This is a genomic window from Hymenobacter sp. BRD67 (genome assembly GCF_013256425.1).
Lineage (GTDB): Bacteria > Bacteroidota > Bacteroidia > Cytophagales > Hymenobacteraceae > Hymenobacter.
In genome coordinates, this window is record NZ_CP053904.1 from 3347832 (window position 1) to 3370843 (window position 23012).

The 23012-nt window shown below is 53.5% G+C and carries 19 protein-coding genes; 12 read left to right on the forward strand and 7 right to left on the reverse strand.

Translation table 11 applies throughout. The features are described 5' to 3' along the window. Positions 1–46: 46 nt before the first annotated feature. A complete protein-coding gene (gene rpsU / locus GKZ67_RS15650; protein ID WP_151086098.1) occupies positions 47–241 on the reverse strand; it encodes a 30S ribosomal protein S21 in 195 nt (64 codons plus the stop codon). A 190-nt stretch (positions 242–431) separates the two neighbouring features. Then, complete coding sequence (locus GKZ67_RS15655; RefSeq protein WP_173244060.1) at positions 432–1580, reverse strand: acyl-CoA dehydrogenase family protein; 1149 nt, start codon at positions 1578–1580, stop codon at positions 432–434. Between the two features lie 353 nt (positions 1581–1933). Between GKZ67_RS15655 and GKZ67_RS15660 the strand changes: the two genes are divergently transcribed. The 7 genes from GKZ67_RS15660 (at position 1934) to GKZ67_RS15685 (ending at position 9674) form a co-directional block, all read left to right on the forward strand. Next, complete coding sequence (locus tag GKZ67_RS15660) at positions 1934–2773, forward strand: polysaccharide biosynthesis/export family protein (RefSeq protein ID WP_173244063.1); 840 nt, start codon at positions 1934–1936, stop codon at positions 2771–2773. Positions 2774–3113: 340 nt separating this feature from the next. Next, a complete protein-coding gene (locus tag GKZ67_RS15665) occupies positions 3114–5321 on the forward strand; it encodes a polysaccharide biosynthesis tyrosine autokinase (protein ID WP_173244066.1) in 2208 nt (735 codons plus the stop codon). A gap of 113 nt (positions 5322–5434) precedes the next feature. Continuing rightward, positions 5435–6121, forward strand: a complete 687-nt coding sequence (locus GKZ67_RS15670; RefSeq protein ID WP_173244069.1) for a tyrosine-protein phosphatase — start codon at positions 5435–5437, stop codon at positions 6119–6121. Positions 6122–6155: 34 nt separating this feature from the next. Continuing rightward, positions 6156–6272, forward strand: a complete 117-nt coding sequence (locus GKZ67_RS25285; protein WP_410505024.1) for an NAD-dependent epimerase/dehydratase family protein — start codon at positions 6156–6158, stop codon at positions 6270–6272. An 8-nt stretch (positions 6273–6280) separates the two neighbouring features. Next, entirely contained in the window at positions 6281–7171 is an 891-nt protein-coding gene (locus GKZ67_RS15675; RefSeq protein WP_410505081.1) for an NAD-dependent epimerase/dehydratase family protein, read from the forward strand. A 138-nt stretch (positions 7172–7309) separates the two neighbouring features. Next, positions 7310–8707, forward strand: coding sequence for a tetratricopeptide repeat protein (locus tag GKZ67_RS15680; protein WP_173244072.1), 1398 nt, complete (start codon positions 7310–7312; stop codon positions 8705–8707). Between the two features lie 136 nt (positions 8708–8843). Further along, positions 8844–9674, forward strand: coding sequence for a phosphosulfolactate synthase (locus tag GKZ67_RS15685; RefSeq protein ID WP_173244075.1), 831 nt, complete (start codon positions 8844–8846; stop codon positions 9672–9674). A gap of 98 nt (positions 9675–9772) precedes the next feature. Here the strand turns inward: GKZ67_RS15685 and GKZ67_RS15690 are convergent, their stop codons facing one another. The 5 genes from GKZ67_RS15690 to GKZ67_RS15710 form a co-directional block, all read right to left on the reverse strand. Further along, positions 9773–10108, reverse strand: a complete 336-nt coding sequence (locus tag GKZ67_RS15690; RefSeq protein WP_173244078.1) for a T9SS type A sorting domain-containing protein — start codon at positions 10106–10108, stop codon at positions 9773–9775. 59 nt (positions 10109–10167) lie between these two features. Continuing rightward, entirely contained in the window at positions 10168–11220 is a 1053-nt protein-coding gene (locus tag GKZ67_RS15695) for a hypothetical protein (protein ID WP_173244082.1), read from the reverse strand. A 262-nt stretch (positions 11221–11482) separates the two neighbouring features. After that, positions 11483–11980 carry a hypothetical protein gene (locus GKZ67_RS15700; RefSeq protein WP_173244084.1) on the reverse strand — a complete coding sequence of 166 codons (498 nt, stop codon included), beginning with the start codon at positions 11978–11980 and terminating at the stop codon, positions 11483–11485. Between the two features lie 226 nt (positions 11981–12206). Continuing rightward, positions 12207–14981 (reverse strand): T9SS type A sorting domain-containing protein, encoded by a 2775-nt coding sequence (locus GKZ67_RS15705; protein WP_173244086.1) that lies wholly within the window; start codon positions 14979–14981, stop codon positions 12207–12209. A 305-nt stretch (positions 14982–15286) separates the two neighbouring features. After that, a complete protein-coding gene (locus tag GKZ67_RS15710; RefSeq protein ID WP_151086117.1) occupies positions 15287–16210 on the reverse strand; it encodes a bestrophin family protein in 924 nt (307 codons plus the stop codon). Between the two features lie 111 nt (positions 16211–16321). Between GKZ67_RS15710 and GKZ67_RS15715 the strand changes: the two genes are divergently transcribed. From GKZ67_RS15715 to uvrB, 5 genes are all read left to right on the forward strand, one after another. Next, entirely contained in the window at positions 16322–16996 is a 675-nt protein-coding gene (locus tag GKZ67_RS15715; protein WP_173244089.1) for a DedA family protein, read from the forward strand. 27 nt (positions 16997–17023) lie between these two features. Further along, positions 17024–17761, forward strand: coding sequence for a shikimate dehydrogenase family protein (locus GKZ67_RS15720; RefSeq protein ID WP_173244092.1), 738 nt, complete (start codon positions 17024–17026; stop codon positions 17759–17761). A 420-nt stretch (positions 17762–18181) separates the two neighbouring features. Continuing rightward, entirely contained in the window at positions 18182–18811 is a 630-nt protein-coding gene (locus GKZ67_RS15725) for an RNA polymerase sigma factor (protein WP_173244095.1), read from the forward strand. Between the two features lie 17 nt (positions 18812–18828). Further along, positions 18829–20718, forward strand: coding sequence for a hypothetical protein (locus GKZ67_RS15730; RefSeq protein WP_173244098.1), 1890 nt, complete (start codon positions 18829–18831; stop codon positions 20716–20718). A gap of 247 nt (positions 20719–20965) precedes the next feature. Next, on the forward strand, positions 20966–23011 hold the full coding sequence (gene uvrB, locus GKZ67_RS15735; protein ID WP_173244100.1) for an excinuclease ABC subunit UvrB: 2046 nt from the start codon (positions 20966–20968) through the stop codon (positions 23009–23011). Position 23012: the final 1 nt, after the last annotated feature.

Here is a 23012-nt window from a genome sequence, read left to right on the forward strand (position 1 = left end):
GGGTAATTGGGCGGGCTTTTACAGCCGCCAGAGCGCAATAAAACGATTACTCGTTTTCGCCGCCGTAGGTAGCCAGCTTGTATACTGCTTTCTGCTTCAGCTTGCGCTTGGTGATGCTCGGCTTCTGGAAGAACGTGCGGCGACGCAGCTCTTTCAACACGCCAGTGCGCTCGAATTTCTTCTTGAAGCGCTTCAGGGCGCGGTCAACGGTTTCGTTGTCTTTGATTTGAACGATAATCATATCGGGGAGTGAGAATGCTTTCGCTACGGGAAGCCGAGTAAATCGGGCCGCAAAGATACTCAGGGATTACGCGGATTCAAACCCGTTTGCCGGATTTTGCGGATGATTCGCCCTCAATCCGTTACCAGCATGACGGGCGACTACCCATAAAAGCTGCGAAACCGGTTTGAATCCGCATAATTCCTGACATTTATTTCAGCAAAGCACGGGCAATGACGAGCTTTTGTATTTCGCTCGTACCCTCCCCTATTGTGCAGAGCTTAGCGTCGCGGTAATACTTTTCGGCCGGATAGTCTTTAGTGTATCCATAGCCGCCAAAGATTTGAACGCCCTCGTTGGCAACCCGCACGCTTACCTCCGAGGCGTAGAGCTTAGCCATTGCCGATTCGAGGTTCACGTTTTCGCCACGGTCTTTCATAGCGGCGGCACGGTAGGTTAGCAGGCTGGCTGCTTCAATCTCGGTCGCCATATCAGCCAGCTTAAAGGCAATACCCTGGAAGTTGCTAATGGGCTGGTTGAACTGCTGGCGTTCCTTGCTGTATTGCAGAGCAGCTTCGTAAGCCCCCTGCGCAATTCCCAGGCTTAGCGCCGCGATGCTGATGCGCCCACCGTCGAGCACCTTGAGGCTTTGGACAAAACCATCCCCTACCTTACCGATGACGTTTTCTACGGGCACCCGGCAATCGGTAAAAATCATTTCCGTGGTTTCGGAAGCCCTCATTCCCAGCTTATCTTCTTTGCGGCCACCCTCAAACCCCGGCGTGCCGCGCTCCACGATAAAAGCCGTCATGCCATGCGAGTCGCCGACCTCGCCGGTACGGGCAATAACCACGGCCACGTCGCCGCTTTTGCCGTGGGTAATAAAGTTTTTGGCGCCGTTCAGTACATAATACTCCCCGCTGGCATCGAGCGTGGCGGTGGTGCGCATATTGCCTGCATCAGAGCCGGTGTTAGGCTCGGTCAGGCCCCAGGCACCCAGCCACTCACCCGAAGCTAGTCGCGGCAGGTACTTCTGCTTCTGCTCTTCAGAAGCGTGCTGCAAAATGTGCCCGGTACAGAGCGAGTTATGAGCCGCCATACTCAGACCAATGCTACCATCAATTTTGGAAAGCTCGGCAATAGCTGTCACATATTCCTGGTAGCCAAAGCCGGAGCCGCCATATTGGTGGGGCACCAGCACACCCATCAGCCCGAGCTCACCAAGCTGGCGAAACAGGTCGCGGGGAAATTCCTGCGTATTATCCCAGCGCATCATGTTGGGCTTGATGTGTTGGAGACCAAAATCACGCACCATCTGTGCAATCATGGCCTGGTTTTCGGTCGCTACGGTAGCTTCCATAAGGATACGTTAAAGTGGGGTGGGTGAGGGGGGAGAAGTGTGTAGAACCCCGCCTAGGGGTTCGTGCCTACAAAAATACGATTCTGAGGCTGTTGCCTGCCAGGGGCTATTATGAGACGGCAAGACCGGATTTTTGAAAGCCCAGCGTAAATAGGTTACTTTTGGGACATTTTTTACTTGTAGAAGCCTGCGGTCAGCATCTTTCGCTAGCCTGGCTTTGTTGAATCGGCTCTCTTTTGGCTTTCATATCCTCGCTTTCGTCTGGGCCGCTTCGTCGGCTGCTGCTCTTAGCACTACCGATATTCGGCATGCTTTCTTCGTGCGTAACAACCCGCTACTACAACCAGCGCACCATGTTTCAGCTTACGAGAGGAAGCGATGGGGTTGTTGATACGGCGAAGCTACGGCGAGCCGTTAACCGAACCGACCGTAATTACCGTATTCATAGCAACGATATTCTCAACGTTCAGGTTTACACCAACAAAGGAGAGAAACTAATTGACCCGAACGGGGAGTTACGTTTTGGAGCGCCTAGTATTGGTACTACTCCAACTCCAAGTACGTCATTTACCAGCCCTGGCCAGCGCAGTACAGGCCAAGGAGCGAGTAGTATTCCTGGAGCTACTCAGTTTACCGTCCAAGCCGATGGCACCGTCCGACTTCCGCTCGTAGACCGGGTACAGGTACGCGGGCTGAGTTTAATACAAGCAGACAGCTTACTTAAAGTACGTTATAGCGAATACTATAAGGAGCCTTTCGTCAAAACTGCCGTTACGAATAATCGTGTTATTATACTGGGCTCGCCCGGTGGACTGGTTATTCCTCTCACTAATGATAATATGAATCTACTGGAAGTGTTAGCTCTAGCTGGTGGCGCAGACGGAAGCAATAATGCTAGCAGTTCAGGTATTACTAGTAGCAGCTTCAACCGTAATGGAGGGCGCATAAACAATATTCGCATCATTAGAGGAGACTTGAAAAACCCACAAGTGCAGTTTGTTGACCTTAGCACCCTAGAAGGTATGCGCCGGGGCAACTTACAGATTGAGCCTAACGATATTATTTATATTCAGCCGTTGCGCCGCCCCTTTACGGATGCCATAATTGATGCTGGCCCGGCGTTGGGCCTGCTTGGAACAGTCTTTTCAACTATAAGCTTTATTTTCACTTTTGCCGTTTTAGCGAAAAAATAGTTTAATAAACTATTTTTTAAATTAATAATCTCAAATTATGGCATTAAGCGAAAACGCAGAGTTGGAAGAGCTAATCCGACGAGCTTCATCGGGGCCAGAAGCAGGGCTGCCTACTATCCTTTCTTCGCCTGATGAGGATATTGACGGAGCAGGCAGCTTTGACCTGAATACGCTGGTTTTAGTAGCCCGCCGAAGCTTGCCATGGGTAATTATACTACTTATTTTAGGTTTCACGGGTTCCTGGCTTTATTTACGCTATACCAAGCCTATTTATAAAGCAACCTCTATATTAAAAATAGACGAGCGTAGTGATGCTAACGCCTTAGGCTTGGGCCTAGCAATGAATGCTGCTGGAGTTGATAACAAGCAGGCCGCGCAGCTTGCGGGCGAGGTCGAGCTTATTAAATCGGGGCTTACTTATAAGCGGCTTAAGCAAACTGTTCCGCTCGATATTAATTATTACACTCAAGGCACAGTTCTCGAAACGGAGCTATTCGGAACCAGCCCTTTTCAGGTAGAATATAGCATCAGCGACCCGGTTTATTATAACCATAAGTTCAGTGTCGAGTACCTGGATGCCAAGCACTATCACCTGCAGGTTTCTCTGAAAAGCAATGAAACCCTGGCCGGAAATTATGAATTGGGGCAGTACGTGCAACTACCAGGCATGCGCCTGCGCTTACTTCCATCAGGCAGTGCCACTGGCACATCTACTGAGGCCAATTACCACTTTACTATTCTTGATGATAATACCATTAATGCCTATTTGGACCAGAATCTGACAGCTGAAATTCTGAATGCAAACGCGAATACAATTCAGATTTCCTTTTTAGATAATAACCGCGTTAAAGCCCAACGGCTGGTAAACGCGCTTGACACAGTTTATCGCGACGCCAAGCTGGCACGCAAGCAGGAATCTACCGAAAAGGCTCTTGCCTATTTGGATCAGCAGCTTGAAGAGAACGGCAGAAACTTGGCCAAGGCCGAGGATAATCTTAAGAATTTTGTCCAGCGCAACGGCACGTATGATGCCAAAAGCGAATTGGGAGATATCACCTCCAAGCTTGAGGATATTCAGACTACTCGTCTGAAGCTGCAACAAAAGATTACCGTACTGACGGAAGTTGCTCAGCTGGCCACTCAGGAACGCTTAACGCCTAGCGATGATATACCCGTAACGCAGTCTATTCCTGAGCTGGAGGTACTTGATAACCCCTCGCTCGCCCAACAGCTTACTGAACTTAATTCACTTCAGCAAAACCTGCGGCGCGTTGAGCGTTCGTACACCGATAAAACGGAGGCCCTGGCTCAGATACGGGCCCAGGTGAAGTTTGCCACCAATACCCTAAACCGGCAGCTTGCTCAGGCCCGCAAGCAGCTGCAAACAGAAATGGCGCTGCTGGATAAGCAGCAGTCACAACTTGGGGGTGCCTTGCAATCGCTGCCCGGCAAAGAAACAGAGCTGGAAAGACTCAAGCGCCCCCTGGAGCTGTATGGCAATAGCTACCAGATGCTGCTGGAAAAGAAGGTGGAGTACAATATTAAAAATGCCGGTACGACAGCAGATTTTCAAATTCTTTCTCCAGCTTCGGCACCCGACATCCCGATTTCGCCGGTACGCCTTCTTATCTATGTTATTGGTCTCGTAGGTGGGCTGGTGCTGGGCCTAGGCCTGATTGCCGTCCGCTACCTGATGCACAACACTGTTACGAGCGTGAGTGAGCTAGAGCATAGTACCAAAGCCTCGGTGTTAGGCGTAATTCCTACTTATGAGAAAGAGCGACTGGATGTATCGCGGTTAGTAGTAGATAAGAACCCCAAATCCTCGGTATCGGAAGCCATTCGCTCTATTCGAACTAACCTGGATTTTATCAGCCCCTCTACCAAGAAACGGTTGATTTCGGTAACTTCGACAATTTCGGGCGAAGGCAAAACGTTCGTAACAGTCAACCTTGCGGGCATTATTGCCCAGTCGGGGCAGCGGGTAATAGTGCTCGACCTTGATATGCGCAAACCCAAGGTAAACCTGGCGTTTGGAGCCGAAAACGTACGCGGCATCAGCACTATTCTTATCGACCGCCACACGGTTGCTGAGTGTATTCAGCACACCGACATCTCAGCGCTAGATTTCATCTCGGCGGGGCCCACGCCGCCCAATCCATCGGAGCTCATTCTGAATCCGCGCTTCGACCAGATGCTGGAAGAGTTGTACCTGACGTACGATGTTATCATGATTGATACGCCGCCCGTAGGCCTGGTGACAGATGGCATCCTCATCATGCGCAAGGCCGACGTACCTATCTACATCGTTCGGGCCAACTATTCACGCAAGTCATTTCTCAAAAACCTCAACCGGTTGATGCGCAACAATCAGTTTACGCGCATGTGCACGATTCTTAACGACGCCAAAGCACAGGGCAGCTATGGCTATGGGTACGGCTACGGGTATGGCTACGGCTACGGCTACGGTACCTACGGCATGGGCTACTACGAAGAGCCCACACAGAGAAAAACCTGGCGCCAGCGTCTTAAAGGCCTTTTCAGCTAGATTAGACAGGTAACTATGGCAGGTTTCTGGCAGCGGCTTTTTGGAGGCGAAGCACCAATAGTGCCGGCCGGCGCCTATCCTCGGGGCTGCCACTGGCGGCGCTCAGGGTTGATATGCATTCGCACCTCCTGCCCGGACTCGATGACGGGGCTGAAACGCTGGCCCATAGCCTGGAACTGCTGCGCGAATTGCGGACGCTAGGCTTTCGCAAGTTGGTAATGACGCCTCACATCATGGGCGACTTCTATAAGAACACCCCTACTGAGATTCGGGCGGCACTGACAACGCTGCAAGCCGCCGCCGCTGAGGCCGACCTGGGTGATGTGGAGCTGGAATGCGCAGCCGAGTATTATCTCGATGAATGGCTGGGCCGTAAGCTGGCCGATGGCACGGAGTTATTAAGCTTTGGAAATGAATACAAATATATATTAATAGAAACATCTTATCTTAACGAGCCATTTAACCTTCAGTCCGTCATCTTTGAGCTTAAGGCGGCTGGCTACCGGCCGGTACTGGCGCACCCTGAACGCTACGTATATTTTTATGGCCGCTTTGACGACCTCAAAAAATTGCGGCAGGAATACGGCGTCTTATTTCAGCTCAATCTCAACTCATTGGCCGGCTACTACTCGCCGGCCGCCCGGCAGGTAGCGGAAAAGCTAATTGACGAGGGCCTGGTAGATTTCGTGGGTACTGACACGCACCACCTGCGCCATACGGCCGCCCTGGCTACCAAAACGGTAAAATCAGCTTACTTTAGAAAGTTGATGGCGTTGCCGTTACTTAACAATACCTTATGAGGCAGCGGGCAAAGGCTCTCCTATCTTCGGCGCAATGATTTTTGTAACGGGTGGCACGGGTCTTATTGGCACGTTTGTGTTGCGGGAGTTGCGGCAGCGTGGGCTGGCCGTTAGAGCGTTGTATCGCGGCGCCAAACCCCGGATGATATAGCGGCCGGCATCGACTGGCTACAGGGCGACCTTCTTGATACTACTCTACTGGCGGAGGCACTAACGCCCGAGGTGACGCACGTACTGCACTGCGCTGGCCTGGTTTCGTATGCGCCTCAGGATGAAGATGAGCTGCTGCGAGTAAACGTGGAAGGCACGGCCGCTATCGTGGATGCTTGTCTACGGCGGCAATCGATTCGCCTGGGCTACGTGTCGTCGGTAGCGGCGCTGGGCCAGGCGCCGGCCGGGGCCGCCACCGGCGCGCCCTTGCTGCTCGATGAAACGGCAACCTGGGACCTGGGCGCCAGCCACTCGGCCTATGCCACCAGCAAGTACCTGGCTGAGCTGGAAGTATGGCGCGGCATTGCGGAAGGACTATCGGCCGTTATCGTTAATCCATCAGTGGTACTGGGTCCGGGCGACTGGCATCGTAGCAGTACCCGCTTATTGCGCTACGCCTACGATGAGCACCGCTTTTATACGCAAAGCCAGCTCAACTTTGTAGATGTGCGCGATGTGGTTGCTCATCTGCTACGCCTTACCCTGGAGTTACCCACGCTCCCACCTGCCCGCTACATCCTGAGCGGAGGGGCATGCGCACTGGGCAGCTTCCTAACCCAGACGGCCCTGGCATTTGGCCGGCGGCCCCCACTCACTGCAGTGCCCGACTGGGCGGCGGAGATTATCTGGAGGCTGGAGCATGCGCGGTCTGTACTGACCAACGCCCGCCCGCTCATTACCCGTGATACAGCCCGGGCTGGCCGCCAGCCGCTTGTGTATGAAGCACGTAAGGCCCAGCTTGCTACGGGTCTCGCTTTTCGGCCGCTGGCCGAAACCATTGCGTGGCTAACGCAGACCCTTAAAACGAACCGGACAGCCCGGCCAACGGTTGTAACTTAGCGAAAAGGCTGGCACAGTTTTTTGGAAGATAAGAGTAGCAGGGCGGCTGATTTGCGTCGTAATGACTATAGACTATCGCTACTGCCTGCTGGTAGCAAAGGGCCCGGCCAGCCTGTATAAGTTGTGATTATTATGCGCATGAACGAATCATTTGACGACCCACGAGCTGCTCAGGAAACCGTGCGCCGCTACGAGCGAATGCTGGCTCACGATGAGGCAGTATTCTTTGACCTGGAAGAATTTGAAGTAATTATCGACCACTATGTCACCTCCGCTGCTTTCGACAAGGCGCAGCAGGCTTGCGAAGCTGCCCTTAGCCAATATCCGTTTTCTATTGAACTGCTGATTGACCGTGCTCAGATTGCGGCTATGCGCGGCGACTATGCTGAAGCCGAGCGCCAGATTGCCAGCGTGGCTACCCGCGACCCCGACAATGCCGATGTGGCCGTAACGCGCGGCATTATTGCCACGCAGCGGGGCGACTTTGAAGAAGCTATCCGCTATTTCCAGGCGGCTCTTGAGCGCCACAGCGACCGCGAGGATATTCACTTCAACCTGGGGCTGGCTTACCAGAGCTGGCACAAGTTCAAGAGCGCAGCCCGTCATTATAAGCACAGCCTGCGCTTGCAGCCCGACAACGAAACCACCGTTCAGGAATTACTTAACTGCCTGGAAACCAGTAATCGGCTGTCTGAGCATGAGGAGTTTTTTCAGCGCTTCACTGACGATGACCCGTATTCGGCGGTAGCGTGGTACAACCTGGGCCAGTATTATTACCGGCTGGAGAAGTACGAGCAGGCAGCGGCGGCTTTTGACTATGCCATTGTTATCGAAGCCGATTTTCATGATGCGCACCACTGGCTGGCCGACACCTTTGTGTGCCAACAGCAGTACGAGCGCGCTATTGCGGAGTTTGAGCTTAGCTACCCGCCCGGTGCGCCTACCGATGAAGCCCTTTGCAACATAGGGGAATGCTACGAAAAGATGCGTAGCTGGGACCTGGCCCGTCAGTATTACCGCAAGGCACTGGAGATTAATCCGGAGATGGACGAAGCCTGGTTTGGCCAGGGTGTGTTACTGCAGGAGCAGGAGCGCCCCTACGAAGCGTTACACTTCTTCCGCAGGGCGGTAGAGCTATACGGCGAAAGTGGCGAATACTGGTCGGCGCTTGGGGCCGCCGAGAATCAGGTTGGCAATATTGTCAGCGCTCTTGAGGCGTATGAAAAGGCTACGGAAGTGGCTCCCGAAGACGCTACCGGCTGGGTAAGCTGGAGCGCTATTCTGTACGAGCAAGGTCATTTTGAAGAAGCCACCGACCTGCTTCAGCGCGCGGTAGAGCTGCATCCGCACGAAGCGCATTTCCACTATATGATTTGTGCTTATCTGCTCGCGGCCGGCCGCCTGCGCGAAGCTTACCAGGAATTGGAAACGGCGCTTACGCTCAATTATGAGCAGCATACTCTGCTGTTCGACTATTTCCCGGAGCTGGAAAAGCAGCCCGCTCTGCAGCGGCTTATCGACCAGTTTCGCAAGTAGCCCACCCCTATCGGGTAGTTGGCGCAGCTTGTCAACTACATTATGAGTTAATTTTGTACCTGCCTGCCCTTGTGGCAGGCAGGTTTTTTTGTTCCTATTCTCTCTTATCGGCCGGCCAGCGCCTGCTTTGCACAGTATGAACTATTCGCTTTCTCAACTTCCCGAACGCACCCAAAAGCCTCGCGAGCAGGGCTTTACTATGATGATGGATAAGGGGCTGAGTATGCGGGAGGTAGAAGACTTTTTGGAGGTAGGCGGAGCATATACCGACATTGTTAAGCTCGGCTGGGCTACCTCCTATGTAGTGCCCAACCTAAAGCGCAAACTTGCTATATACCGCGAATCCGGTATTCCGGTCTATTTAGGTGGCACTCTGTTTGAGGCTTTTATTATCCGCAATCAGTTTGACGACTATCGCCGCCTGCTTGACAGCTTTGGCTTGGAGTACGCTGAGGTATCGGACGGGAGCATCGACCTCGACCACGACCGCAAGTGTGGGTTTATTCGGGAGCTAAGCAAGTCGGTGAATGTGCTCAGCGAAGTAGGCTCTAAAGACGCGGAAAAGATAATTCCGCCCTACAAATGGATTTCGCAGATGCAGGCCGAGCTGGAGGCTGGTGCCGTGAAAGTAATCGGTGAGGCGCGCGAAGGGGGCAACGTAGGCCTTTTTCGCAGTACCGGCGAGGTTCGCTCGGGTCTGGTCGAAGAGATTCTAACCAAAATTCCTTCGGAGCGCATTATTTGGGAGGCACCCCAGAAAGCGCAGCAGGTATGGTTTATAAAGCTACTCGGAGCCAACGTAAACCTGGGCAACATTGCGCCCAACGAGATAGTGAGCCTCGAAACCATCCGGCTGGGGCTGCGGGGCGACACTTTTTCGCATTTTCTCGATATGGACAGTGTAGACCAGATGTTTCAACCGGCAGCCAAAACGGGTAAGCCGGGCACATCTATGCCGCGCGGGTAATATAGGATTACTAGATAGTTGTCTGTTTTTTTGCGACAAAAAAGCCGGTCTCCAATGCTGGAGGCCGGCTTTTTTAGTGAGCGCGTTCAGGCGAAGCGCTATTTTTTCTCAACCTTCAGCTGCTGCATTTTACCGTCGGGCAGTGTCACCCGCACCACGTATAAGCCGGCTGGCAGATTCTGCGGCTGGGGTACTGTGATGGTCGCCGAGCCCGCGGCCATCGTGGTAACCTTATTTGCTACCTCACGGCCCAGCAAGTCGGTCATATGTACCTGGACGCCGCCGGCCTGGGCAAGCTGCACAGCCACTTGGAGCTGGTCGCCATCGCGGAAAGGATTAGGGAAGATGGAAGCCGCCACTGCCGAAGCCTGGTTGGTGCCGCTGAAGGTGAGAACGCGCACCGGCGTGAAAGACTCCACACCATCGAGGTCCACTTGGCGCAGGCGGTAGTACCGGGTGCCGCTTTGTGCTTCCTTATCCGTGTAGCTATAATTCAGGGAGCATCACTGGTTGCAGCAGCGGGCTTTATGGTAGCAAGTGTGCTGAAGCTGACGCCATCTGTGCTCACTTGTACATCAAAGCCGGCATTGTTCAGCTCGCTGGCCGTACCCCAGTTCAGCAACGCGCCATCGGCGGCGTGAATTGCCGTGAAGTAGAGCATGTGCACCGGCAGGGTTCCGTCGTCTTCGCCGAGCGTAGTAGTGGCAAACTGGGTCAGGTTAGCAAGCGTTACCTCGGTTGCGCCATCGGTGCTGGTGCGGCCTTTATTGATGAAGCCTGCTCCTCCATTGCCAGACACATAAAAAGTAAGCTTGCTCTTGTCAAGCTGCGCCGCCGACAGGCCGCCGGCCGTCACGTTCATGGTTTCGTGGTTGAGGTAGTGGAATACCGCCGTCGCGCTCAGACCAGTCGGATAGTCGGGCTGCAAGCCAAAGGTACGGCTGATGCTCGGCTTACCAGCCGTCACTACCGACTGGCCCGTGGTGCGCACGACCCGCACGTTACCGGGGTCGTTACCAGTAAAAGTGAGTGTGATACCAATATTATTAAAATTTTGCGCAGTGCCAGGGGCAGCCCGCTCATAGGTTTGCACGATGCCCAGTATGTAGTTGGTATCATTTTCCCCCGTGATGGTAGCGCCCGAATTATCGGCTAGCGAAAGCGTCTGGGGCCCCGTGCTGATAATCCCATTTAACAGCGTCAGGCTCTTTTCAATGACAGTAGGAATTTGAACATTTTCCCCGTTGTTGTTCACCGTTTTTATTCCTCCGCCGTCTACGCGCAATACCTGGTAGGGCTCCCTGGCGAATACCTGGTTGCCACCAGCAAGCGTGAAAACTGAGGTTTCCCGTTGAATAAACCCGTTGGCATGGTCTACAAAGTCACCGTATACCCTCAACTCACCGGTTACCAGGCGGGCCAGGCCCCGGTCAACAGTAGAGTTACCCTCAATAGTCAGGTTATGAGCCAGTGCCGGGCCAGTAGCCGCCGTAGAGTTGATATTAGGATAAACGGTGCAGGGGTCACTATAATTTGGGATTTCCACATCCGTCGTGGCGGTGGGTACCCCGTTGCTCCAGTTAAGCGGCTCGAACCAATCACCAGAATTGGCGGGCTGCGGGTTAGCACACTGCGGGTTGGGGCCACCAATCCAGGTTGTGGCGCTTGGGCAGTACCGGTTACCGTAAACGTCGTTTTGTAGTTGGCCCCATTGCGCGAATCGTAGATGGCAAAGGAATTACCATTATTGCTGCCATTCGCTTGAATATATAATTCCAACGTGTAGCTTCCAGGACCGCTGGTGAAATTCAGAATGTTGCCCGACGCATTGGCTCCGGTAGCATTATCCGGAGTCTGAAAGCGACGGTTGGTATCGCCGTCACTACCAGTCTGATAGGCTTGGGGATGCTTATCGGGTTGAACCGATACGTAGCAGAAGGCCCGGTAGAGCCATCCGCATTGGTAGTAGGATACACCCGATAAAATAACTGAGCCGGACTAGCCACGACGTTGCCGTTGTGCTCGTACGTGTTGAGCTGAGCGCCCAGCGTTAAAGTACCACTCGTGCGGTCAAACGAGCCTAGTGAGCTTGGAAAAGAAGCGTTTGTACCATCACTGGCATTAGCAACATCTGTTTTGTAGTAAGTACCATTTATGATAACATAGTTGTTAAAAAAGCCCAAGTCATTAGAGTATTGCGCATGGGCACCAGTGGCGCATAATACACCAGCTAATAAAAACAACAGTTGCCGCAGCTTACCCCAAGAATAGCCAACACCTGGAACTGAAAAAGTAGAGAGTGACATGGATGATAAAAAATTTATTCTCGAAAGAGCCTTCGGGGCGATATACTCACGGGCTTAAAAAAAGTTGAGCCCGCGCTGGAATTTTCTCATAATTCAGCACTAACAATATACTTGCTTTACTACTTGGCCAGCAGTGGTATCAGACAACAATCTTTATTGCTGACGAACAAAAAAGGACTGACTCCTACGAGTCAGTCCTTTTTTGTTCGTCAGCAGGCTGGTAAGCCTAGCGCTTCTGCAGGCGAATTGTTTTCACTTCGCCGGTAGCGAAGGTAACTTTCACCATGTAGATGCCCGAACTGAGTGAGTTGGCTTGCGGTACAGCCACCTCTGTAATACCAGCAACCGTAGTAATAGGAGTAGTAGAGATGCTACGACCCGTCATGTCGAGTAGTTGCATAGTACCAGCACCCGCTACTGACGATTGCACTACTACTGTAGCTTGGTCGCCACCCGTAGAAGGGTTCGGATAGATGCTGAGGGCGGCCACTCCTTCAGCAACAGCAGAAGAGAAGCTTACTACCCGTACCGGAGAGAACGACTCCGTACCATCCAAGTCTACCTGACGCAGGCGATAGTAGCGTACGCCCGATTTGTTGGCTTCGGTATCGGTATAGCTGTAAGCCTGATACTGACCGCTGTTGGCCGAGAAGCTGGCTACAAAGCCAATTTTGCGGTAAGTCTTGCCATCGGTTGCTACCTGTACTTCAAAGCCCGAGCTATTTGTTTCCGTAGCAGTAGCCCATGTGATGAGCGCATTGCTGTTGATACGCTTGGCATCGAAAGCAACCAGACGAACAGGCAGCGGGTGAGTTTGGTCACCTAGCGTGAAGGTAGCAAAAGACGTTACCCCGTTCTTAGTGAGCTTGTTATTAATCGTATCATTGGCGGTACGGCCCAGGTTCGTAAAAGTATTACCGCTGTTTTTCGAGATGAACAGCACTAAGTTGGCCTTGTTGATATTGATGTTACCACCCGAGCCCAAGTTCTTGGTCTCGCTGGTAAGATACTGGAATACTATATCGCCATTCAGACCACCAGTAGTAGCGTTAGGGTTACCTGGGCGCACCCCGAAAATACGGCGGATACCAGCTGTATTCTGAACCGGATTATAAGCCTCAGCCGTGTTGCGGGTTACCTGTACGCTACCAGGGTTACCGCCCGAGTTTGACGTTCCATCCGAAGCAGTGTATGATACGGCATGCCAGGTAATATACATTCCCATGAAGCCATATTCATACTGCTCTTCCAAAGTAGTAGAAGCACGAGTAGTTTGAGCAAATCCACGCAGATAAGAACCTTCACGCTCTCCTACCAATGTTGCGCCGTTGTTATTATTAACAACGCTACGGTCAGCCAGGTTAACTACGGAGCTGCCGGGGTTTGTAATATCCGTTACCAATAATCCATTGTTGAATGTCAGCGTAACAGCGACGTTCATAGTGCCAGTCAACGACTTGGTACCCGAACCGTCGATAACCACCTGCTGAAAATCGCCACCAGTAATAGACTGGTTGGCACCAACGAAACCAATAATGGTAGTTTCACGCTGAATGAAGCTGGAGAACCGGTTGTCAAAATCACCATATACGTTCAGGCGCCCAACTTGTAGACGAAGAATAGAGCGGTCTGACTGCGTGTTACCCGACATAATCAAGTTTCGAGCTTCCGCTGGCCCCGAATTACTATTATCTACCGTTGCGCCCCCATACTGATAAGTAGTATTGGAGTAGATGTTCGGATATGGGTTAGGGTTATTCGTTCCCAGGTTAGCAATCGTGGCGTTTGTTCCGCTGTTTGGAACACCATTGGTCCAGTTTCTCGCGTCAAACCAGTTGTCGTTGATACCGCCCGTCCAGATGGTTGAGGGAGTTGGCGTACCGTTTACCGTAAAGTGCGCGGTGTAGTAGCTGCCGTTATTGTTATCCGTTAGCTGGAAGGTGGTGGGCGTTGGGGTAGAAGTATTGTTACCGCTTGCCAGGTAATATACATCCAGGTTATACGTCCCCGCAGCGGGCAAATTGTTGATGAGGTTGATATTCGCCGAAGCTGTGGAGAACGTCCGGGTATTCACCGTGTAGCCGTTCTGAACACTCGTGCTCGTTGAGGTCAGCGGCAGGTTAATATAGTTAAATTGAGATGTTGGCGTAGTGCCCTGCTGATATACCCGATAGTACAGCGTAACGTTTTGAACCGTGCTACCTCCGGCATCCGTGGTAGTAGCTACGCCACCATTCAGGATGAGGATACCATTGTTTACATTAAACTGCTGCGGAGTACCACCACCGGCCGGAGTGCCTAGGTCAGCGCCCTGAAAAGCCGGAGGAGTAGGAGGCGTAACGTGGTAGACGATATTACCACTGTTGTTGGGCGATATATAAACCGACGTACCAGTAAGTGTAGGAGCCGGAGGCGCAACCAGGGTAAAATTAGCTTGATAGGAAGAGCTTGGGTCGCTTGTAGTAATAGTACTACCGTTAGCAAGCTTAGTATCTACGTCAAAAACAAAGTCAACCACGTAGGTACCACCTACTGTCAGGCCGCTAAGCAGGTTGACATTAGTAGTATTACCGAACTGTTCGCCACCTGCTGAAAATGCACCCTGGTCCGTTAGGGTCAGCGTAGAGTAAGCAGGCTCTGAACCGGAAGCAGTGGCAGACGGGTAAACGCGGTAGCGGATGCGAGCACCGGTTAGCGTACCAAGTGCTTTGCCCCTATTCGTTGGTGGGTCAGCGACCAATGAGCCACTACCAAATACCAACTGGCTGGTACCTGTCAAATCGTAAGTACCGAGATTAGGATTGGGGCGGTTAGTAGAAGATGTGGTTCCCAGCGGGATATAGTTAACATAGGGAGCATCAAATGCTGTACCGCTATAACTGACCGCATTAGTCGAATTGCTACTAGCTTGCTGCTGATAGAGGGTTACACCATCATCATAAAAAGAGGCGGTCTGCGCCTGGGCATTACGAGCAAAGCCAAGACCGATAAAAATAGCCAACAGAGGTAATACAGTCTGCCAGGATAGCCAACCGAAGTTCGGGCAGCTAGGAGGGGTAAGTGTTCGCATGACAAAAGCAGTTAATTGTGAGTCTAAAGTCTAAAGTGGTTGAAGTCGAAACCACAAGTGTGGCCTTGTACGCAAAGGGTTACATTCTGTTTAAAGCTTTTTCAAAAAAAGAGGCTTCTATTGATAAGTTATATTTTAACTTGGAATAAGCCCATGAAATCGTGCATACACACGTGAAACAAGAAAAGTGCCACCCTTCTAAAATTCAAGAAATAATTTCTTAAGTGCCAGCTAATTTAATGCACCACGCTGTATGGCACGGCAGCCAGCGCCTTCTTCTGCTCCGAAAGCTCTACCCGCAGCACATCATGGACGGCTACCCGAATCTTGTTGGAGAGCTGCGTGAGCGGCAGGTCGTTGGAATCAAGTCCGAAAGGGTTTTCTATCTCTTCGCCAATCATTTCCAGGCCCAGCAGCGCATACGCCCCAAACATGGTAATCGGAATCATGAAATAGCCCGAAGTCGAGAGCAGCACAAATGGCATAACTCCAATAAAAATCAGAATATAAGCCTTAATAAAAAACGTATAGGAAAACGGAATAGGTGTCGCCTTGATACGCTCACACACCCCGTTTACCGACATCATGCCCAGAAAGTGGGGCTTGAAGTTGAGCAGGTGAATATCCCGGACAATCTCTACCTGCCGCAGCTGCTCCAGGCTCTCCTGCAATACCGATATGAGCGTAACTGCCACATTCTCGGCCGAACGCAGCCGCTCCATTATATCGGGCGTAGCTTCCATCTGCTCAAACTTCATATCGTTGCGCAGCGAGCCCTTGAGCGCAAAGGGAAAGTTGGAGATGAGGGCCGCAAAGTAGCGCCGGCTGGCAATAGCATCGCGCGGGAGCACCGCATTAAACTCTATGGCCAGGCCCCGGCACTGCGACACGAGCTGCCCCCACACCTTGCGCCCTTCGTAATACCGGTCGTAGGCTGTATTGGTGCGAAACACCAGCAGCAGGCTTAATAAAATTCCCAGAAAAGAGAAATATTCCCGGCTTATATTAAGCATATGGTGGTGAAACTCTAACCCCCATATAGCAATTACCGCATTGTATAACCCCACCAGCGTTACTCGCTTTAAGAGATGGCGGATAACGGCGGAGGTATGAAAGTGACGAAGTGCCTGCCACCAGTCACCTCCCTTGTACACTATCATGACAGTAGAATTAACGGAAAGGCTTTAACGCAATCCGTAAGGTCCGCGTTGAGGCTGGGCACGACAATCTTCGTACCAGTCTGCTTTCTTTGTAGGCTCAAGCCTTTTATAATGGAGCTCCTCAAGCATTTTCTCGACCTGGTTTTACATCTCGACAAAACGTTGGTTAACGTGGTACACGACTATGGTAACCTCACGTATCTCATTCTGTTTCTAATCATTTTCACCGAGACAGGCGTTATCGTATTTCCTTTTCTGCCTGGTGATTCGCTGCTTTTCGTAGCGGGCACCCTAGCGGCCCAGGCCAGCCCCGAAACTGGCCACCCGCTGCTCAATATTCTGTACCTGATACCACTGCTGATATCAGCGGCTTTCATCGGCGACAACCTCAACTATGCAATTGGCGATTACCTGGGTCCCAAGGTATTTCAGGAAGACTTTCGCTTTTTAAAGCGAAAGTACCTAGAGCAAACCCAAGCTTTTTATGCCAAACACGGCGGCAAGACAATCATCATGGCGCGATTCGTGCCCATCGTGCGCACGTTTGCGCCGTTTGTAGCTGGTGTGGGCACTATGACATACAAGCACTTTGCCTCTTACAGTATTGTGGGTGCGGTACTCTGGGTAATGTTACTCACACTGGCGGGCTACTTTTTGGGCTCCATCCCGTGGGTGAAGAACAACTTCACATTAGTGATATATGGAATTATCCTCTTTTCGGTCATCCCACCACTGTGGCAGTTTTTACAAAGTAAGCTTCGCAGCAAGGCGGTGCAGCAGGGATAAACTGCCAGCTGCGTTGCTCTCCTCATTATGCGCACATTTGGGCTAATCGGACGCTCGCTCGTTCATTCGTTTTCGCAGAGATATTTCACGCAAAAGTTCGCCCGGCTTCACCTGGAAGACTGTCACTACGAGCTGTTTGAGCTGCAAGCGGCCAGCGAATTGCCTCAGCTGCTGGCTCAGCACCCGCACCTGGCCGGGCTAAACGTAACCATTCCTTATAAAGAGCAAATCTGGCCCTACCTCACGCGGGTAGCCTCATCGGCCGCAATAGTTGGGGCAGTCAACGTAGTCGAATTCAGTCCTGATGGCAGCCTCATCGGGCACAACACGGATTACGTTGGCTTTATGCGCTCCCTGCAATCCTTTTATCCGGTAACGCCGGCTAGCCGCGCTTTGGTATTGGGCAGCGGCGGGGCAGCAAAGGCCGTTGGCGTTGCGCTCCGCGAGCTGCATATTCCGTACTGGCTGGTATCGCGCAACCCGCCCGGCGCCAACCTTACGTACGAAGCGCTAACCCCGGAAGTGATAGCGGCGCACCCACTTATTATAAATACAACGCCGGTGGGCACCTTTCCAGCCAGCAATGAGTGCCTTCCGCTGCCCTACAGTGCCCTGGGCACGACGCACTATTTATTCGATTTGATTTATAATCCTGGTGAAACGCTGTTTTTGCGGCGCGGCCGGGAAGCCGGAGCGCAGACCAAGAACGGCTACGAAATGCTGGAGCTTCAGGCAGAAGCTGCCTGGGCAATCTGGAACGGCTAAAGGCTGGGCAGGTGCGGCAGGAAAGAGCCTGAGGCGAAAAGCCTGCAGCCGGCTTGCTATACTAACCAGCCAATGAAGCTGTTTAGGAAGTATGCACAATCACGATTACCAATCATGCTGAGCATGACGTTCTTTTTTATTCCTTCCTACTAAATCAGGTTCAATAGCTGCGGCTTCATTGGATGTAGCTACATCATTACGCAACCTGGGCCTAATTATTGCTAGTTACCTAATAGCCAGATAATTATTGTAGCAATAAAAAAATACATGGCGCGTTTGCAACGATTAGCCAGCTTCGGGATTCTTCAGGCTTGACAACCAGGCAAGGGAGCAAAGCCCGGTAAGGGAACATATCTTTCGTTGGCAGTTCGCACCGCGTATGTTGAAAGCACTTTACCCCGGCGCAACCCGGCTTCAGCCATGAGTGCCCTGGCCTGGCCCGCTCTGGCCAATGAGGAAGAAAGGCCAGTGGCCGGCACCCTGACGGTAAGCCGCTCGGGACCAGTAGCAGCCCCGAGCGAAGCTGAGCTAATTGACGGCTGCCTGCAGGGCCGGCAACTGGTGCAGAAGCTGCTGTACGAGCGTTATGCCGCCCGCATGATGGCCGTGTGCCTGCGCTATGCCCAAACAACCTTTGAGGCCGAAGATGTGCTACAGGAAGGGTTTTTAACCGTTTTTCGAACCCTGGCTAGTTTCCGGCGCGAGTGTCCGCTAGAGTTCTGGATTCGGCGCATCATGATAAACGCGGCCCTGCGGCAGCACCGCCGCAACGCCCCACTGGTAGCCATGAGCGATGGTGACTACCCCGAAACGCTGGCCAGCGAGGAGTTTACCTTCAGCAACTACGCGTATGAGGAGCTGCTAGCCATCGTGCAGGAGCTGGCCCCGCGCTACCGACTGGTCTTTAATCTGTACGCCATCGAAGGGTATACGCACAAGGAAATCGGCGAAATGCTCGATATTTCGGAAGGCACCAGCAAGTCGCAATACTCCCGGGCGCGCGTGGTGCTACAAAACAAGCTAGCCCGCCTGCAATCTCCAATCAATTAATTATCCTTCACGCTATTATGAACCCATCCACCCCTCCCAAGGGTAGTCTTGAAGAGCTGTTTCGCCACCATTTGCTGGAAAGTGAAGCGGCAGCGGTACCACCGCGCCCCCAGCTATGGGAGCAGCTCGACAACAGCTTGCTGCTCGCCCAGAACGAGCAGTATCGCCGCCGCCTGCGCGCACATCGCTGGGCAATTGCGGCTAGTTTGCTGGTGGCTTCGCTGGCTAGCGGTGGCTGGTGGCATACCCGGCAGCAGGCTCCTGGCCTGGCAGAAACTACTGGGCCCGCCACGGCCACTAGTGCACACCCAGCGGCAGTGCAGCCGGCGGCTTTAGGGGTGGGTACTAATAAAATAGATTTTACCAGCTTTGCAGCTTCTACTGTTTCCACTTTTACTTCGCCCGCTATCGACCCAAGCACTACTCTTTCGGCTTCAGCAATTGCTGACGCCCGCACTACCCTTGCTGGGCTGACTAGCCTGCAGACTGGAAGCCGGCGGCTAACGACCCAGAACGGGTCCTCAAGTCTGTTAGTGGCCCGCCCTTCGGGCAGCTACCCGGCAGCTACGCCAATTGGTGGTCGCAACTATGAAGCCACTTATCCTGCTACAGTGGCATACAGCAAGGACGAGGCTGCTTCTTTAGCGCCGGCGGCGAGCGCTGGCCTTGGCATGCCACTCAGCGATGGCGCCCTAATTAGTGCCTTTGATGAGACGGGGAGCAAAAGCGCAGCAAGTAGCCAGGTAGCCGTGCTGGTAGCCCGCACGGCGGCTTTAGTAGTCCCGACCAGCAGCTTGCCAAGCATGCTCAACCAGGTTCCGGTGAATGAGCCGGCACCGACCAAGCCCACCCGAAACTGGCAATATGGGCTTTCCTACGCGGCCGGGGCCTTTCAGCCAAATGTTGACTTTACCAAGCCTACGACCAGCTACAATGTGGCATTTGGGACCAGCTCGGCCCTCACTACCCAGGCTGCGGCTGCCGAATACCGCAGCAATCTACGGGCCGGCCTGGGGCAGCGCCTGAGCCTCTGGGCCACCCGCCGCCTGGGGGCCAGCCGCTGGGGCTTGCGCACGGGCCTGGAGCTGACCCAAACTACTGCTACGTCGGCCAGCTCGGTTGCGTTTACGGGCGAGCAGGTAGCCGACCTGGTATACACCCAGGCTATGCAGCCGCACCTGCAACGCACTTCTTATCACTATCGCTCGGCCAGTGTGCCGGTCGAGGTGCGCTACACTAATCCCATTAAGAGTGGCTTTTCGCTGTATGGCCGGGTGGGGGCGCTGTTTACGGCCCTACTAAACGCGCGTAGTGAGGTAGATGGCAGCCCCGAGGCGGCGCACTCATATTCGCTGCTATCGACCGGCTCACCCTATCGGCATTTGTCGGGCAGCATGCGGGCGGGGGCCGGCATGCAATTTCGCCCGGTGGGCCATCAATGGACCCTTAACCTGGGGCCCGTGGCCGAAATGGGCATTTTGAGCCTGAATGCAGACCCCGCGCAGGATTTTATGCACCAGCAGCGCCCTATAGCATTGGGCTGGAAGCCGGCCTGGAGCTGGGCCGCACCCAGCTGCTTAAGTAAGTACTATATTCACTCTGCTACCCGCTATGTTTGCCACCCTTACCCAGCAAGCCTATGCCAGTCTTTTTACGCTTACTATTGGCCGGCCTGGCCAGTGTGTGTATTTTGGGCGCACGCTTCGCCACGCGGCACCAAGCTGTTCGCCAAACACTTACTAAGCAAACAGCTGGCCAACTGCCCGCTACTACCCTACCACGTCTTCCAACCCGACGCCCTACAGCCAGCCCTCCCCGCTATGTGGCATCGGGTAGCACAGCAGCGCTGCCCCCTTTCCTCAACGGCTCTCAGCAGCTGGCGGGCAGCCAGCCTTCCGGTTTCCTAGCGGCTCCGACCGCTAACTATACTGGTGACCAGGGCAGTGCGCCTACCCACCCGAGCGGCGCAACGGCTTTGTAACCCGCCATCTGTAGCAACTGCCTTGCCAGCAGCAATTTAATGCAAGAAAAGCCTCAGCTAATAGCTAGCTGCGAGTACGGTGCATGAGGTGAGTAAAGGGTTTTGTTGAAAAGGCAGAAACCCCGGCCGCTGGTTCGGGGTTAAGGGGTTGGCCTGTTTCCGGCTTTTTGCGCATGTCAACCTACCAGCTTACCTCCGAATTTAAACCAACCGGTGACCAGCCCCGCGCCATAGCGCAGCTCGTGCAGGGCGTAAACAACGGCGAGCCGGCCCAGGTGCTACTCGGAGCGACCGGCACGGGCAAAACCTTCACCATGGCCAACGTGATTGCCGAAACCGGCAAGCCGGCGCTGGTGCTGTGCCACAATAAGACGCTGGCGGCTCAGCTCTACGGTGAGTTCAAGGCATTTTTCCCGCAAAATGCCGTCGAATACTATATCAGCTACTACGATTATTACCAGCCGGAGGCCTACATTGCCAGCTCCGACGTCTTCATTGAGAAGGACTTAGCTATTAACGAGGAGATTGAGAAGCTGCGGCTGCACTGCACCTCTACCCTGCTCAGCGGGCGGCGCGATGTGGTGGTGGTGGCCTCCGTGTCGTGCATCTACGGCATCGGCAACCCCGAGGAATTCAGCAAAAATGTAATATTTCTGGCGCCCGGCCACCGCTACTCGCGCAACAACCTGCTGTATCAGTTCGTCCAGATTCTGTATTCGCGCACCGAAGTAGAGTTTACGCGTGGCTCGTTTCGGGTGAAGGGCGACACCGTTGACGTATTTCCGGCCTATGCCGACTATGCCTACCGCATTTATTTCTTTGGCGATGAGATTGAAGCCATTCAGAAGATAGACCCCGCCAGCGGCAAGAAGCTCAGCGATGAGAAAAATATGACGCTGTATCCGGCCAACCTGTTTGTGACGGGCAAGGAGACGCTGCAAACTGCCATCCACGAAATTCAGGATGACATGGTGCAGCAGCACAAGTATTTCGAGAAAGAAGGGCGCGACGTGGAAGCCCGCCGCATTCAGGAGCGCACGGAGTTTGACCTCGAAATGATACGCGAGTTGGGCTACTGCTCGGGCATCGAGAACTATTCGCGCTATTTTGACCGGCGCGAGCCGGGCTCGCGCCCATTCTGCCTGCTCGACTATTTCCCTGATGACTACCTGCTGGTGGTCGACGAGAGCCACGCCACGATTCCCCAAATCCGGGCTATGTGGGGCGGTGACCGCTCGCGCAAAACCGCGCTTATTGAGTACGGCTTCCGGCTGCCGTCGGCGTTTGATAACCGCCCACTGACTTTCAATGAGTTTGAGAGCATGTACCGCCAAGCGGTGTACGTAAGCGCGACCCCGGCCGATTACGAGCTAACCCAGGCCAATGGGGTGGTAGTGGAGCAGATTATCCGCCCCACCGGTCTGCTTGACCCCGAAATTGACCTGCGCCCGAGCATCAACCAGATTGATGACCTGCTCGACGAGGTAGATAACCGCGTGAAAGCCGGCGACCGCGTGCTCGTGACGACCCTTACCAAGCGCATGGCCGAAGAGCTGAGCAAGTACATGGAGCGCCTGGGCATCAAGGTCGAATACATTCACTCCGATGTGAAAACCCTAGACCGCGTGGAGATTCTGCGTCGCTTGCGGCTGGGCGAAGTGGATGTGCTTATTGGCGTAAACTTATTGCGCGAAGGCCTTGACCTGCCAGAAGTTAGCCTGGTTGCGATTCTGGATGCCGATAAGGAAGGCTTTCTACGCGACCAGCGCTCGCTGATACAAACGATGGGCCGGGCGGCGCGCAATGAGCGCGGCAAAGTTATCTTGTATGCCGACCGCATGACGGGCTCGATGCAGCGGGCAATTGATGAAACCAATCGCCGCCGCGCTACCCAAATGGCTTACAACGAGGAGCATGGTATTACGCCGCGCACGGTACGGAAGAGCCATGCCCAGATTATGGGCCAGACCGACCTGGCCGATTACCGCACCGTGGAAGCCCCAACCCCGGCCGGAACTTATGCCGATGGCGGCGCGGCACTCGCGCTGGCCGCCGAGCCCGTAGTGGCTATGATGAACCGCGCTGAGCTGGAAAAACTCATCAAAACCACTGAAAAGCAGATGGAGGCAGCTGCGAAGGAGCTTGATTTTCTGCAAGCTGCCAAGCTACGCGACGAGCTAGGTACGCTTAAGCAACTATTAAAGAGTAAGCGGGAATAAT

What these genes read in the sequence shown, in the direction of transcription:
- GKZ67_RS15730 (WP_173244098.1), top strand. Translation starts at nt 18,829, where the DNA reads ATGAACCCATCCACCCCTCCCAAGGGTAGTCTTGAAGAGCTGTTTCGC.
- GKZ67_RS15670 (WP_173244069.1), top strand. Translation starts at nt 5,435, where the DNA reads ATGCATTCGCACCTCCTGCCCGGACTCGATGACGGGGCTGAAACGCTG.
- GKZ67_RS15700 (WP_173244084.1), bottom strand. Translation starts at nt 11,980, where the DNA reads ATGTCACTCTCTACTTTTTCAGTTCCAGGTGTTGGCTATTCTTGGGGT.
- GKZ67_RS15710 (WP_151086117.1), bottom strand. Translation starts at nt 16,210, where the DNA reads ATGATAGTGTACAAGGGAGGTGACTGGTGGCAGGCACTTCGTCACTTT.
- GKZ67_RS15665 (WP_173244066.1), top strand. Translation starts at nt 3,114, where the DNA reads ATGAATGCTGCTGGAGTTGATAACAAGCAGGCCGCGCAGCTTGCGGGC.
- GKZ67_RS15685 (WP_173244075.1), top strand. Translation starts at nt 8,844, where the DNA reads ATGAACTATTCGCTTTCTCAACTTCCCGAACGCACCCAAAAGCCTCGC.
- GKZ67_RS15680 (WP_173244072.1), top strand. Translation starts at nt 7,310, where the DNA reads ATGAACGAATCATTTGACGACCCACGAGCTGCTCAGGAAACCGTGCGC.
- GKZ67_RS15715 (WP_173244089.1), top strand. Translation starts at nt 16,322, where the DNA reads ATGGAGCTCCTCAAGCATTTTCTCGACCTGGTTTTACATCTCGACAAA.
- GKZ67_RS15660 (WP_173244063.1), top strand. Translation starts at nt 1,934, where the DNA reads ATGTTTCAGCTTACGAGAGGAAGCGATGGGGTTGTTGATACGGCGAAG.
- rpsU (WP_151086098.1), bottom strand. Translation starts at nt 241, where the DNA reads ATGATTATCGTTCAAATCAAAGACAACGAAACCGTTGACCGCGCCCTG.
- GKZ67_RS15655 (WP_173244060.1), bottom strand. Translation starts at nt 1,580, where the DNA reads ATGGAAGCTACCGTAGCGACCGAAAACCAGGCCATGATTGCACAGATG.
- uvrB (WP_173244100.1), top strand. Translation starts at nt 20,966, where the DNA reads ATGTCAACCTACCAGCTTACCTCCGAATTTAAACCAACCGGTGACCAG.
- GKZ67_RS25285 (WP_410505024.1), top strand. Translation starts at nt 6,156, where the DNA reads ATGATTTTTGTAACGGGTGGCACGGGTCTTATTGGCACGTTTGTGTTG.
- GKZ67_RS15720 (WP_173244092.1), top strand. Translation starts at nt 17,024, where the DNA reads ATGCGCACATTTGGGCTAATCGGACGCTCGCTCGTTCATTCGTTTTCG.
- GKZ67_RS15725 (WP_173244095.1), top strand. Translation starts at nt 18,182, where the DNA reads ATGAGTGCCCTGGCCTGGCCCGCTCTGGCCAATGAGGAAGAAAGGCCA.